This is a genomic window from Paenibacillus uliginis N3/975 (genome assembly GCF_900177425.1).
Classification (GTDB): Bacteria; Bacillota; Bacilli; order Paenibacillales; family Paenibacillaceae; genus Paenibacillus_AQ; species Paenibacillus_AQ uliginis.
Genome location: NZ_LT840184.1, coordinates 3326558 through 3340479, shown reverse-complemented (window position 1 = coordinate 3340479; position 13922 = coordinate 3326558). Strand labels below are relative to the sequence as shown.

At 42.5% G+C, this 13922-nt stretch carries 10 protein-coding genes; 3 read left to right on the top strand and 7 right to left on the bottom strand.

What is annotated here, in order from left to right:
* Positions 1-42: 42 nt before the first annotated feature.
* From B9N86_RS15700 to B9N86_RS15670, 7 genes are all read right to left on the bottom strand, one after another.
* Positions 43-1200 carry a Ger(x)C family spore germination protein gene (locus tag B9N86_RS15700; protein WP_208914115.1) on the bottom strand — a complete coding sequence of 386 codons (1158 nt, stop codon included), beginning with the start codon at positions 1198-1200 and terminating at the stop codon, positions 43-45.
* Between the two features lies 1 nt (position 1201).
* On the bottom strand, positions 1202-2728 hold the full coding sequence (locus B9N86_RS15695) for a spore germination protein (RefSeq protein ID WP_244562715.1): 1527 nt from the start codon (positions 2726-2728) through the stop codon (positions 1202-1204).
* 3 nt (positions 2729-2731) lie between these two features.
* Positions 2732-3817 carry a GerAB/ArcD/ProY family transporter gene (locus B9N86_RS15690; protein WP_208914114.1) on the bottom strand — a complete coding sequence of 362 codons (1086 nt, stop codon included), beginning with the start codon at positions 3815-3817 and terminating at the stop codon, positions 2732-2734.
* Positions 3818-4151: 334 nt separating this feature from the next.
* On the bottom strand, positions 4152-4973 hold the full coding sequence (locus B9N86_RS15685; RefSeq protein WP_425298548.1) for an ABC transporter ATP-binding protein: 822 nt from the start codon (positions 4971-4973) through the stop codon (positions 4152-4154).
* Complete coding sequence (locus B9N86_RS15680; RefSeq protein ID WP_208914113.1) at positions 4973-5998, bottom strand: ABC transporter substrate-binding protein; 1026 nt, start codon at positions 5996-5998, stop codon at positions 4973-4975. Before B9N86_RS15680 ends, B9N86_RS15685 begins: the two co-directional genes overlap by 1 nt.
* A 13-nt stretch (positions 5999-6011) precedes the next feature.
* The gene (locus B9N86_RS15675) at positions 6012-7979 is read right to left on the bottom strand and encodes an iron ABC transporter permease (RefSeq protein WP_208914112.1); all 1968 of its coding nucleotides are present in this window, start codon (positions 7977-7979) and stop codon (positions 6012-6014) included.
* A gap of 255 nt (positions 7980-8234) precedes the next feature.
* The gene (locus tag B9N86_RS15670; RefSeq protein WP_208914111.1) at positions 8235-9800 is read right to left on the bottom strand and encodes a helix-turn-helix domain-containing protein; all 1566 of its coding nucleotides are present in this window, start codon (positions 9798-9800) and stop codon (positions 8235-8237) included.
* 376 nt (positions 9801-10176) lie between these two features.
* On the opposite strand from B9N86_RS15670, the gene B9N86_RS15665 reads away from it, so the two are divergent.
* The 3 genes from B9N86_RS15665 to B9N86_RS15655 are packed head-to-tail and all read left to right on the top strand — an operon-like array spanning position 10177 to position 13917.
* The gene (locus tag B9N86_RS15665; RefSeq protein WP_280174937.1) at positions 10177-11709 is read left to right on the top strand and encodes a spore germination protein; all 1533 of its coding nucleotides are present in this window, start codon (positions 10177-10179) and stop codon (positions 11707-11709) included.
* Positions 11702-12805, top strand: a complete 1104-nt coding sequence (locus tag B9N86_RS15660; RefSeq protein ID WP_208914110.1) for a GerAB/ArcD/ProY family transporter — start codon at positions 11702-11704, stop codon at positions 12803-12805. The genes B9N86_RS15665 and B9N86_RS15660 overlap by 8 nt, the downstream gene beginning before the upstream one ends.
* Positions 12802-13917: a Ger(x)C family spore germination protein gene (locus B9N86_RS15655; protein ID WP_208914109.1), complete on the top strand. Its 1116-nt coding sequence runs from the start codon at positions 12802-12804 to the stop codon at positions 13915-13917. The genes B9N86_RS15660 and B9N86_RS15655 overlap by 4 nt, the downstream gene beginning before the upstream one ends.
* Positions 13918-13922 lie beyond the last annotated feature (5 nt).

Genomic DNA, 13922 nt, shown 5'->3' with positions numbered 1-13922 from the left:
GCCGATCCCAAGGGATATCAGCTATGGCTTTTTCATAAATTCCTATGACTTTTTAGGTAACTTCGTCATTCCTACATACTCAAGATTGACTTTTACGGTAACCAAATCCAACGAATTTTCATCCAGCAGGTCATCACCTGATTGTTGCAGCTTCTTCCAGATTCCAGTCTTTTGTTTAAACAAAAGATGCTTTAAGCTGTATACGTCTGATTTTATTTTTAATCCATTGTTATAGGTATCTAATATTTCTTGTTTTATCACTTCAGCTGCCATTTTCTCGATTTCGGTCTCCGTTATTTCTGCCAGGGCCTCAGTTACATTTGCTCTAAATTCGATGTGAACTTGGTATCTAGGAACGCCATGAACGATTTTTAATGATCTCCGAATCTTCGGGTTTTCCAGGTACACAAAAGCGGTATATACTCCGTCTTTTTTAACGGCTATTGGAGAACGACGCATTTCCTTTTGCAACCAACGTAGCCCCGATAGTTCTTTATCATTAAGCAATCCGTTGTACTTTCCTTCCGACATGGCATAGCCGCCATCGATAATTAGTTTCGGATCTTTTTTTTCATTTAATTTCCATGTTGATGAATCAATGGCCAAATTGGGAAGTATTGCTGTGGTAGCGGGTTCAGTTAGTTGTGAAATAAAATTAAAAAATCGAATGGGAGCGATCTGGGACTTCTGTTTATATTCCTGCGATGGTTCGTGTAACAATGTTTTCAAGGGGGAAAGATTGAAAAATGCCGTCGTCGTTAATAGTCGTTCGATCGATTCTTTCGTTCCAAATACCCATGGAGTCCAGCGAACCTCCTGATAACGGTTGATCGTGTCGTTGTTTTTCAGAATATCTGTTTTTAAGTAATTTTCACTCATGATAACACATGAGATGTGGCTCCAAACGGTTCGTTCCTGTGCTGAGTTAAAAATTTGGCTTATAGCCAAATTTAACGTTTTTCCTGAAGTCTTTCCAGTCCATACTTGAGCAGGCTTATCCGATTTCCCGGTTTCAGCCTTTGCAACATAAGAGAAATCAAGCATTTGAGTATATACGATGAAGTTCCCATCCTCATAATCTATACCCAGAGCGGTTATATAATTCACGTCTTGTACTTCTTTGATATCCCAGCATCCGCAAAGCAAGTTCAGGAGCATCAATGCAGATGTTATTTTTATTAATCTAAGGTAAACTCTCATTTCATCCCGTTTCCCCTTCTTGTGATGTGTTGTCTATGGTGTTAAGCATCTCTGGTCTCTTTTTCTTGAAAGCCCATGGTTTGGAAAGAAAGGCCGACATCAGATCTCTCAAAGTCAGCGGGGAATAAGGTGCCAGATAAGGAAGACCGAAGGATTCTAAAACAGATAGATAAGCTATAATGCTCATCATACCAATAAAGAAGCCTAACATACCGAAAATGGAGGAGCAAAGGAGTATATATATTCGGATGATGCTGACAGTCCCGCTCAACGTTTGGTTTACTAATGTAAAAGTGGCGACGGCTGTTGTGGCTGAAACAACGAGCATCGTGGGGGAAGTAAGACCGGCACGAATCGCAGCATCACCAATGATCAACCCGCCCAGTACGGCGATTGTTTGACCGACTGCCTTAGGAAGACGAACGCCTGCTTCCCTGAATAGCTCGAACATGCTAAGCATTATAATAATTTCTACTGGCGTAGAAAACGGAAGTCCATATCTTGAATTAGCAACTGTTGCAAGAAGTGGGAATGGAAGCTGGTCCATATTATATGCAGTTAAGGCGATCCAAAAGCCTGGCAAAAAAATAGCTATGGACAAACCAAAAAGCCGAAGCAATCGTTCGAAAATATTTATATGGTAAGGGAAATAAGTGTCTTCCGGCGACTTTAATATCGAAAGCAAATTACAAGGAGCGATCAATGCCATCGGAGATCCGTCCACCATAATAACAAAGCGCCCTAACAACAACACCTCGCTGCAAAAATCTGGTCTCCCAATATGGTCAAACAGCGGGAATATGGATAGTGTATAATCAGATATCCCTTCTTCCAGCTGTCCCGAGCTTATCAATGCATCAACTTTAAGATTATTCAATCGTTTCTTAGCTTCCTCAATGACTTCCGGACGAGCAATATCCGAAATATAAAGTAAAGATACTCTGGTTTGACTTCGTTCGCCGATAATAAATTGTTCATTATGCAAGGACGCCGTTCGCAGCCTTTTACGAATTAATGCTACATTGGTGTTTAAATCTTCCGTAAATCCATCCCTGGCACCTTTGATTGCAACTTCTGTATTCGATTCTTGGGGCATCCTTTTAGGGACTTGAGCAATATCAATGGAATAAAAGCATTTTTGTTCAGGGAAAAATGCAATTAGGTGTCCAATAAACAGAAGCTTCTCGACATCTGAATGCTGTTTAATCCGTTTCCATCTCATCGATTTGTCAAGCTCGTGAATGAGTTCTTCCCAATTCGAGAAAGTTTCCAGTATCCATTCCAAATTGGGAAGTACATGTTGGGTCATCACCGTGGAATTGATCATTCCATCACTATGCAGTAATAGTGTTGAAATTCCCCCATCTTGCTTGGTCGGGAAATCTGTGATGATGACATCGGAAGAATCTGCAAATAGAGCGCGCAAAGATTCTTCATTCAGCGTTTCAGTAACAGAATCATTGTTGACAGCGGTTCCGTTTTGTTTGGATTTTTTGCGAAACATCTGATTTCGGGGTTTGTTATTCATCGTCTAATCACCTTTTGTCTTGACTTTAATTGTAGTTGATAACGCGATGACTAAAGTGAATGTCGTTAAAAATATAAGGGAAACGGAAGAGTATTTGCCCAATACGTACATTTCCAGCTCATGATCGACACTTGGGATTAATGACACGCCGCTTAAGAGAGCACCTAATAATAATAAGAAAAGAAGGCGCCGCTTTGGTTTTTTAAATGGAATGCTGCCGGAGATAATGAATAAGAAGAGGGAGATCCGTATTAATGCACCAGACATCCACTGGTACAAAGCTAAGAAGTCGACATGGGTAAAATATTTTGTTATCGTGACCAGCATCCACTGTTCATACGCAGGATATCGGGATTGCGACGCAATGGTCGGACCAAAATTAGCTATAGCCCCCATAAGTGGTCCGATGGTAAGACCACCCAGCAGAACAGACAAAATGACAATGGATAAGTAACTAATTTTGCGGGACATATGTTGTTGAATAAAGATTAAGATAATGATCTCCATAAAACCACCTAAGCCAATTGCCATGCTTTTTAACATAGGCTTGTAGCCGTCAACAAAAAGAGGGGTTAATAAGGAGTAATCTTTGTGTTGGAGATTTACTACAGCTACAAAATGGCCTAGAATCCATACGAACGGGATCAGGATACCAGAAATGATCGCAATAGATCGTATTCCTTTATTGGCAACATAGATACACAGGAGAATGATAACAATCGAGACAACTGATGTAGGTGTTTGCGGCAAGTAAGATACTCTAACCCATGTCGTTGTTTCTCTCAACATGACAAGTGCCATGAGAAAGAAATAAACGGTAGTAACAATGATGAAAATCCACGTCAGCACAGAGCCAAAGCGCTCCTTGAACCAGGGAAATATGGGCTGTTGATTTGTCTGCTTCATTATAAAGTAAATGATATATACCCAAGCTATATGTAAAACCATCGACATTAAAACGCCGAACCACGCATCACGACCAGCGGTTTGAAGCAAAATAGGAATCATAATGACGTGGTTGGTAATTCCCAGGGCTAGAAGCATTATGAAGAAAATGCCTAATAAGGATATTCGTTTGGTGTTGGTCATTGTGATTTTCTCCAGGTGCTAATTTGATACTGAGAGTATTCTCCACTTGCTATTTTTTATGTATGAGGATGCAATATGTGGGAGTAGATAAAACAGAGCCAGTCATTGCTCATCGACTTTCTACGATCCGGTAATAGCAGAGCGAATTAGGACGGTATTGTGGAACAAGGTACGCACGATGCGTTACTTGCACGTGATGGAGCGTATGCACACCTGTACTCTAAGCAGTTTGAAATTCAAGTATAGTCTTTTCAAACAAAAATCGGCTTCTCTCCTCAACGTAGGAGGGAAGCCGATTTGTTTTCCACTGTCTTAATTTCAAAACCACACAACTTCATGTGTATTGTAACGCCTTCAACTTTCTCCCTTGACCATGGGGGCAGAAGCAAGGCGTGTTAAAGATCGGATCTCTGTAGATTTTACATTGCAAGCCGAATACGTCTTTAAGCAATTCTATGGTCATTATATCTTCCGGAGCTCCAACCTTGACAACGGTTTTATTCTTGACCGCCAAAAGATGATCGGCATAGCGGCAGGCCAAATTCAGATCATGTAGCACCATGACAATGGTACGCTGTTCCTCTCGATTTAACTTGAACAACAGATCAAGTACTTCGATTTGATGAGCCATGTCCAGGTAAGTGGTTGGTTCATCCAGCAAAATGATGGGAGTATGCTGTGCAAGAGTCATTGCAATCCAAGCACGTTGACGTTGTCCGCCTGAAAGTGAGGATACAGGCTGATCTGCAAACTCCTGAGTTCCTGTTACAGTAAGTGCCTGCTCGACCATTTCTTGATCCTTTACGGACCAGCTATTTTGAAGGAGTCCTTGATAGGGATATCTTCCTTGCTTGACCAGTTGCCTTACAGTAACCCCTTCGGGTGCTTGTGGCCCTTGGGGCAGGATGGATAATTTTTTAGCCAGTTGCTTGCTTTTGAGCTCGCTGATCGGCTGTCCATCGAGAAATACTTGTCCCTGAATCGGTTTTAACAACCGAGCAAGAGAGCGAAGAATTGTAGATTTACCGCAGCCGTTGCTACCAATTAGGACCGTTATTTTGCCGACAGGGATTTCAATGCTCAGTTCATTAATGATTATGCTGGAACCGTACCCTAATGTCATGTGTTCAGTGGTTAATAGGTTATGCTGCATCATTATTTTCCTTCGGCAGAGGTTAAGGATTCCACAGTTTTGTTCACAATGGTTATTGCAGAGTATGGCCCGCCTTGAGGCCAAGTATCACCACCGAGACCATACATTTGGTCTTTTTGAACAAAATAAAGATCTTCCCACACACTGGCACCCTTCAGATTATTTTCAAATACATTATCCGTATCCTGCACAATATGCATGAACAGTACATCTTTGAAGGCCGTTAATGCCTCCACATTGGTCACGTCAAATGTTCCATCGCCTTTCGGTTCAGTCAGAGCGTTAGTCAAACCCAGTTTGCTTATCAGTGTAGCGGTTTGAGAGCGGTTATTATATAAGCGAAATTCAGGAGCTTGTGTACCGGAATATGCCATGGCGGCAAGGAATTCTTTGGTAGGAAATTCAGCATCCTTTAATTTTTCTTGACCATCGCTGATCGTTTTCTCCAGTTTGGCAATAACGGCCTCCGCTTCGGCTTCCTTGTCAAAGAATGTACCGAACTCGCGGAAAGTGTCCAGCATTTTATCATATTCATTGGTATAGTTCGTACCATTGATGGATGTTTCGAACAGTGCGGTCGGGGCGATGCTCTCCAGTTGTTCTAGATAACCTTCATGCCAAGAAAGAGTACCGATAATCAGATCAGGTTTAAGTTCGGCAATAGCTTCAAGGCTAGGCTCCACACGTGATCCTACATCCACGACATCCGCCGCAAGTTTCGGCTCGATATTTACCCAGAGATCCCAGTTAGGAATGTCTGCAAACCCGACGGGCTGAATGCCAAGCGCGAGCAAAAATTCAGCTTCTTGCCATTGCAGAACAACGATGCGTTCCGGTATCTTATCAAACTCCAGTGTGGTGCGTGCATCCTTAATAGTGTGCTTATTCTCTACCGTTTTGTTATTGTCGCTTGCAGCTGCACTTGTACTTTTTGTCTCGCTGCCTGTTGATTCCTTAGCGGTTCCACATCCGGCCAGAATGGTAAGCATACTGATGACCAGCATCAGTCTAGTGAGCAATTTCTTCATTGTTGATTTCCTCCTAAGTTTTGCGAAGCAAATATAAAATGTATGGTGCGCCGATCAGCGCAATCATGAGCCCAGATGGCACTTCCTTTGGTGCCAGCAGGAATCTCCCTAAAAAATCGGCCAGAACAAGTAAAAATCCACCGGTAATAGAGGAGAGGATGATCAGTTTAAAATGATGCTGCCCAGTCAAACGTCTTACAATGTGGGGAGTGATCAACCCAACAAATCCTATTGTACCGACAATGGCTACTGCGATGCCGCCCATTGTAACTCCAAGTACAATGGCTAGTAGCCTTACAGCACCGACCCTCATCCCAAGTCCTGTGGCCACATCATCACCATAAGCTAATAAATCAAGTTGTCTTGAACAAAGAAGAGTAATGGGGACAACGATAATCACCGTGACCGCCAGTAGTCCAAGATCATTCCAGCTTATTCCGTATGTACTTCCAGCAAGCCATACTAGGGCTGGCGTGATATATATATCAGCACGAACAATAAGTACCTGGATGACCGCCGAAGCAATAGCTGAGACGGATATTCCCATTAATGCGAGCATAATCGGTTCCCAGTTGGAACGCCTTGTAACGAATAGAATAATAGCCATAGCCAACGCTGCGCCCGTCATCGCTCCTACCGGTATCCATGCAGCGGAGGCACCTAAAACAAGCATGATCAGCAAGCCGCCCACACCACCACCGGAGGTCACTCCAAGGATAGAGGCATCAGCAAGTGGATTGCGCAAAACGGCTTGAAGCAGCAAGCCGCTTAATGCCAGCAGAACACCTACGAAAAAAGTGCCGAAGACCCTAGGTAAGCGAAATTGTACTGCACTGGATGACCAGATCGAGCCGTCAAACCAAGAGCGAATCGGTGTCCAAGTAGTCCCACCAAAGGATAGACTCACCGCGAGAATTATCACGGAGATCACAATAGCTATCAATACGAGAAGCGGGAAAGAGCGAGGAAATTGAGCTCCACCCATGTGATTCGCGCGAACGGAATGTTTTTTACCGGTACGATATGCTAGCAGCATGAGCCAAGGGCCTCCAATGAGGGCGGTCATTGCACCAACGGGCACTTCTGAACCCGAGGAGAGAAATCTTCCCAACACATCCGCTCCAATGATAAGGACAGCACCCCATATCATGGATTGGATAAGAAGAGGCCGATGATCATGTATACCGAATAGACGAACCAGATGGGGAGCGATCAAGCCTACGAATCCAATAGGACCAACAACGCTGACCGTTACCGCAGCTGCCACAATGGAAAGAACCCAAGCCAGCCATTTGATTCCCCGAACATTAGAGCCGAGGGAGGAAGCAACATCTTCGCCCAAAGCCAAAATATCAAAGGATCGGCTGAATAACACCATGATCAGCAGTGTAATCAGGATAAGCCCGCTTGCAAATTGAACACCTGACCATCCTAGTTGAACGAGACTCCCTGACCCCCACAAAAATGCGGTTTGCGTCTGTTTTTCAAACATTAGCTGTAGGCTACTTGTCAACGCCGAGAAAATCATAGTACAGATCATACCCGTTAAAGCGGTTCTGACCGGATCTAGTTGCTTCCCAGCGAGTGCGAGGATAATGAGTGCGGCCACAGCAGCCCCCATAATAGCAACGAGGAAACGGTATTCCGCAAGCATTTGGGGAAAAGCAACCATGGCTAATACGACAAAAAAATAGGCCCCTGCATTAACACCTAGTGTTCCAGCCGACGAAAGCGGATTACGTGTAACGGTCTGCAACAGAACACCGGCACAGGCCAACGCGGAGTCGGCCAAAACCCCAATGACAACCCTTGGAAGACGTATGGTTAACAGAATGTTCTGAATTTCCCCAGGCTTCCACATGTCTTTCAACAAATCGGCTATCCCAAAAGCAGCCTGCCCTTGGGTCACATGGATCGCTGAGAGTAGAAGGAGAAGAAACAAACCAATAAACCATATTAGTACATTTTTAGATAGAGCCATTGTTTACTCCTTTACATCACTGCCATAACGTTTTCTATACGCGAGTCAAAACTATTTAATTTCAATCACGTGATGCGTTTCAACACGCAATTATACATATCGGATATACAGAATCACTCCTTTGATGTAATAAATAATTATGTATACTGATGTCCTTTCTGTGTAATTGATAATGATTATCATCGATAATTATAACAAGCGCCCATTAGAGCGTCGATGTATTATGCTTACTTAAAATTATGGATTAATGTAATATCACAGGTCTGCCAGAAGCAGACCTGCGATCGTATGCAGCTGTGTTTCGAGGGAAATACCACTATTAGGACGAATTTGATCATAAGGGGGGTATAGCATTCGGTGTTGTGAAGATTGTTCTGCAGCCTTCCAAGAATCTGAATGCAATATGTTCTGATTAACGGTGTTTCCCATCTCCTCATAAATGGTGATCAACATTGTATCAGCAGTATAGTCCGGTAATTCTTTCATGTTAATAACAAGGGGTTTGTTTTGATTGATAACATCTTTGCGGATTTGCTCGGGCGGCTGTAAACCCAGCATTTGATAGGCGACAAATGTTCCTCTGGAAAGCAAGTCCAATACATGACATTTCCCATAAGCAATTTCATAACAGGCGAACGATTGCTGGGCTATTCCTTTTTCCTTCAACCTTTTTTTATATTGATCAGCTATAGAATACAAATAGATAATCCAGTTCTCGGCTTCTTGTTCCCGGCGGAAAAGCTCCCCGAATTCTCTAATCTGCGTCAGTGGATCCGGTTCCAACCAGGGCTTAGCAAGAACTAGACTGATACTCTCGTACTCCAGCAACTGACGCCTCCGAATATGTGCCGGACAAACGATGATGTCAGGTTTAGATCTCCTTATGGCATCCAAGTCAGCATTGTCGAAGACTTCTTGTTTCGAGAAATACCTCTGTAAATAGGGGGACTTTTTCCATGACATTTCATCAATCGCTACCGGCCGGATACCGATGGCAAGCAGAGTCTCCGCAAAGCCAATGGCAACAATGCGCTTAGAAGAAGTGCGATACATGCTAGGTCTTTCACCAGTCTCTTCATAAAATACTCGGCTAAAATATAGGCTGTCCTTAAATCCCGTAGCGCGAGCTACTTCAGATATACTCATACTGGATATCAGCAGTAGCTCCTTAGCTTTGTGTATCCGGAGATCTTTGACGTAATCTTGAAAGCTCTTTCCTGTTTTCTCCCGAAAAACCCGTGAAAAATAATTAGGATGATATCCGATTCTTGCAGCAAGATCATTCCGATTTAAGGAAGTCGTGTACGATTTATGTATATAGGCAATAGCTTCATCCAGCACAACGTTAGTGTCAGGGAGTTCTTTACCAGTTAGAACCGGACATAATAGTTCCAAGAGGGCAAGTTGTTGCTGTATAGGACTTAGAACCTCCAACTCTGAAGCCAGGTCTCCTGCAGCTTTCATGTAGGATTCCGGTATATGAGATTGAATCAGTCCTATTGATGGTAGATTATGCTCCGATTTCCGGTATAGCAGTTCGTCGAAAGGGGAGGTAATCAACTCATACATCTGAAAGGTAATAATGTACAGTACGACATCTGTTGCCATAATCGGCTCAATCCGAATGTAGCTATCTTTTTTGGTGAAAAATATATTCCCGTAAATTAATGTTTCTTCTTTGTCCTGATTACAATAAATTTTGGAGATACCAGATGCAATAACAATTATTGTAGATTGTGTAATCTGCTTTTCATAAGGGCTGCTCTCTTTATTCAATGCCAACTCAAATGCTTCTACCAATCGGTAAATCTGCTCATTCATATTGTCCTCCTGGGAATGTAAGGTTCTCTATATCATTATTTGTTACAAAAGATAATCTAGTATATCAACGGAAAAGTAGAAACACATGATTATGTACTGTTTCTTAAGAGTGTTCTAATTAATAATGATAATCATTATTAATTATTTCCGTTAAATAATAACATATTATTTATGTGTTTTGCTGAAGATGTGACAGATGTCTTTTCAAACAAAAATCGGCTCTCTCCTTAACGCAGGAGGGAAGCCGATTTGTTTTTTCTGCTATCTTCGGAAAGAAGCTATCCGAATAGATGTAAACCCCAGACTAAAGAATATTTACCTGTTTTTGGGGGGAATATATATTTTAGCTGTCATATGATGACAAGGAGGCAGGGCTATGGGCTTTTTTAAAACAATGTTTAATAACAATCGAAGAAAAAGCAGACCTATGTCGAAAAAGTCCGTGTTATCACCCCAACCGGTATTTCCAACAGTGCAGGAGAATATTCAATATTTGAAAGAAGCGCTATTTCATACAGATGAATTAGCACGCGAAACGGTATCGATTCCAGGGCATACGAGCGAGTTCCTCTTTATGTACACCATGTGTGACCAGAGTAAAATTCGCGAGGAAATATTAAAACCGATTTTGCAAAGAAGAGATGGAGATTTAGAAGAAATATTAATCGCGATGCGTGCCGACAAGCATGGTGATCTTGAGAAAGTAATTGATTTATTAGTTAATGGATATGCAGTGCTATTTATTGAGGGCATGGAAGAATGTTTTGCTATTGAGGTGAGATCGAGTCATGTTCGTAGTATCACCGAACCGAACAACGAGAAAGTTGTGGAGGGCTCACACGAAGGTTTTGTAGAGAATGTCCTTATAAATCTACAATTAGTTCGCAAACATATCGAGAATCGAAATTTGGTTGTGAAACGCTATAAACTTGGAAATGAAACAAAGAGTGAAGTGGTGATTGTCTATTTACAGAACCTGGCCAATCCCAAGCTCATCGAGGAAGTTGATCAAAGGATACGCAATATTGACGCGGATAATATCACATCTTCCGAATTTATCGAAGAATATATTGAAGACAAATCTTTCTCACCCTTTCCGCAGCTGCTGCATACGGAGAGACCCGACCGAGTCATAGCGAATTTACTGGAAGGCCGAGTCGCGCTGCTAGCTGAAGGCAGCCCTACGGCCTTAATTATGCCTGTGACCTTCTTTGCTTTTTATCAATCACCGGACGATTATAGTTTCCGTTCTGTGCAAGCGTCGTTTATCCGATTCATCCGGGTATTCAGTTTTATCATCGCTATCGGTCTTCCGGCTTATTATATTGCGGTGGTGTCTTTTCATTACGAAGTGATTCCACAGGATTTGCTGCTGCCGGTCAAAAGCAGCGTTGAGCATATTCCGTACCCACCGATCCTTGAGGCGCTGTTTATGGAGCTGACGATTGAATTGCTTCGCGAAGCTGGCATTCGCCTCCCTGGGCCGGTAGGACAAACGATTGGGATCGTCGGCGGTCTCGTCATCGGAGATTCTGTTGTTAAAGTAGGTATGGTATCGAACGCCATGATCATTGTTGTCGCGTTAACGGCTATTGCTTCTTTCGTGGTACCTTCTCATGAGATGAGTGCTTCGGTTCGAATGCTGCGCTTCCCTGTCATGGTAGCCGCATCGCTATTCGGATTTTTCGGGATTGTCTACAGCTTGATGATTATTGTAATCCATTTATGTAAATTAGAATCGTTTGGGACGCCCTATTTTTCCCCTGTAGCACCGTTTCGATGGAAGGATTGGAAGGATACGATCATCCGGTTACCTCAATGGATGTTGAAGCAGCGTTCAAATGATCCAGCTCCACAAAGACTAGATCAACAGCGATCTTCAGGGGAGGAGCAGCAGAAAGATGACTAATAACAAGGATCAAGTTACGTCGGGGCAGCTTGTATTTTTGATTATCCAGACTCAAATTGGTATCGGGCTGTTAGGATTGACAAGCAGGGTGCATGAAGTAGCAAAAGGGGATGGATGGATATCCGTGCTGTTGGCGGGTATGCTAGCTCAATTGTTTATTGTCGTTATGTGGTGTTTAAGCAGAAGGTTTCCTTCGTTTACGCTGTATGATTATTTGCCTACTCTATTGGGAAAATATATAGGTAAATTTATTCAATTCGTATATGCAGCTTATTTTATGTTGGTGTCCAGCTTTATCATTATTACGTTTTGCAGAACGGTAAAAGACTGGGTATTATTCGATACGCCCAGATGGATCATCATAGGCATGATGATGGGCGTATGTTTTTATTTGGTCCGAGAGAGCCTTCAAACGATTGCCCGTTTTTTTGTACTCGTCTTCTTCTGCAACATTGCAGTAATCATCATTACAGCGTATGCGTATGTCCATGTTAACTTTCTATATGTATTGCCAGTGGGACAAGCAGGTATATGGAAAATAACAAAGGGCGCACATGAAGCCATGTCCTCTTTTTCGGGGTATGAGATTCTTTTGATTTGTTATCCCTTCGTGGAAGGAGGGAGCGCTGGGAAATTCAAGGCAGCAACCATAGCGAATATCTTCACCACTATGCTGTATACCTTTGCGGTCTTTACCAGTCTTATCGTATTCAGTCCACCGGAGATGGAACTGCTTCCTCAACCTTTAATTTACATGGTTAAAGCGTTATCTTTCAGTGTGTTTGAGCGGCCAGACCTTTATTTTCTCTCCCTATGGGCGGTTGTGGCGGCTACTTCATTAATGGGTTATATGTTCATGGCTTCCAGGGGAATCGCTAATCTCTTTAAGGCGAAGAGCAGTCATCGGAAAGCAGTTCCTTACACGGTGGCCCTAGTATTTGTTATTGCCCTGATCTTACATGATCCACTCTTGATTGATATATTAAGACAATTTTTATCCACCGCTAATTATGTGATTGTATTTGGGATCCCATTCGTTCTACTTATGATTTCCGTTCTGTTCAAGGTAAAGGAAGCTAGGGGGAGTACGGGGTGAGATTGGGTATAATCATATTTGCAGTCTGCTTCATGGCATCGCTGCTATCGGGTTGTTGGGACCAGCAATTGTTGAAGGATGACAGACTTATATTTATAGTGGGTTTAGATTTGACTTCTGATGGGAAGATTCAGACGACTTCTGCGATACTTGATGTGAGCGGTTCGGAAAGCGGACAGAAGCAGTATAGCGAAATTCATACGGTGAGTGGAAATACAAGCAGACATACTCGGGATATTACTGACCGTGAAGTACCCGGTAGATTATCGGCTTCCAAGATTCGTGTCATTCTATTCGGTGAGGCTTTAGCGAGAAAAGGTATTTATCCGTATCTCGATGTTCTCTACCGTGATCCTAAAAGCGCTCTGAATGCGAAGATTGCTGTCGTTAAGGGTAATGCTAAAGATGCCATCAATATGAAATTAACAGGTACAAAACTAATCAGTGAGCATTTCAGCAAGCTGATCCGAAGTGCGGAGAATAGAACGATTGTTCCAGCGGTAAACCTTCAAATTATATGCCCAAGCATGCTGGATTCAGGTGATGATTTTGCTGTACCGTATATTTCTAAAAGTGAGACAAAACCTTTGATTTACGGGATAGCACTTTTTAGTGGGGATATCATGAAAGGTACGTTAAAGTCAGAAGATTCATTATTGTACCTGCTGATGAAAGATAAATTAGCTAAGACTAGTAGCTTGACGCTTAAAATAAATCAGGAGGGAAATAGAGAACCGGAAAAATATATCGCGATGAACATTCAAAGATTAAAACGGAAGATGAAAGTAAACGTTAATGGCTACCGAAATATTAATGTGACGCTGGATTTGAATTTAAAAGTGACTGCCATTGAATATCCGAAGGATCATTTAAACGATCGGCGAGTTTTAGGAGAGTTAAACAAGAAACTCTCGGAAGAACTGACGAGAAGAGCTCAAGCTATTACGAAAAAAATGCAGCAGGCCAATTTTGACGGGTTTGGGATTGGTCGAAGATTAATGGCTTACTATCCGGATACATGGAAAAATCTGAATTGGGTAGAGGATTACCCAAAGGTGGAGTTTGATCCTAAAGTAACGGTAGAGATTGTGAGCCACGGAATTATGAACTAAAAATA

Bases quoted from the DNA above. Each gene is read 5' to 3' on its own strand.
- B9N86_RS15700 (WP_208914115.1), bottom strand. From the start codon at position 1,200: ATGAGAGTTTACCTTAGATTAATAAAAATAACATCTGCATTGATGCTC.
- B9N86_RS15695 (WP_244562715.1), bottom strand. From the start codon at position 2,728: ATGAATAACAAACCCCGAAATCAGATGTTTCGCAAAAAATCCAAACAA.
- B9N86_RS15690 (WP_208914114.1), bottom strand. From the start codon at position 3,817: ATGACCAACACCAAACGAATATCCTTATTAGGCATTTTCTTCATAATG.
- B9N86_RS15685 (WP_425298548.1), bottom strand. From the start codon at position 4,973: ATGATGCAGCATAACCTATTAACCACTGAACACATGACATTAGGGTAC.
- B9N86_RS15680 (WP_208914113.1), bottom strand. From the start codon at position 5,998: ATGAAGAAATTGCTCACTAGACTGATGCTGGTCATCAGTATGCTTACC.
- B9N86_RS15675 (WP_208914112.1), bottom strand. From the start codon at position 7,979: ATGGCTCTATCTAAAAATGTACTAATATGGTTTATTGGTTTGTTTCTT.
- B9N86_RS15670 (WP_208914111.1), bottom strand. From the start codon at position 9,800: ATGAATGAGCAGATTTACCGATTGGTAGAAGCATTTGAGTTGGCATTG.
- B9N86_RS15665 (WP_280174937.1), top strand. From the start codon at position 10,177: ATGGGCTTTTTTAAAACAATGTTTAATAACAATCGAAGAAAAAGCAGA.
- B9N86_RS15660 (WP_208914110.1), top strand. From the start codon at position 11,702: ATGACTAATAACAAGGATCAAGTTACGTCGGGGCAGCTTGTATTTTTG.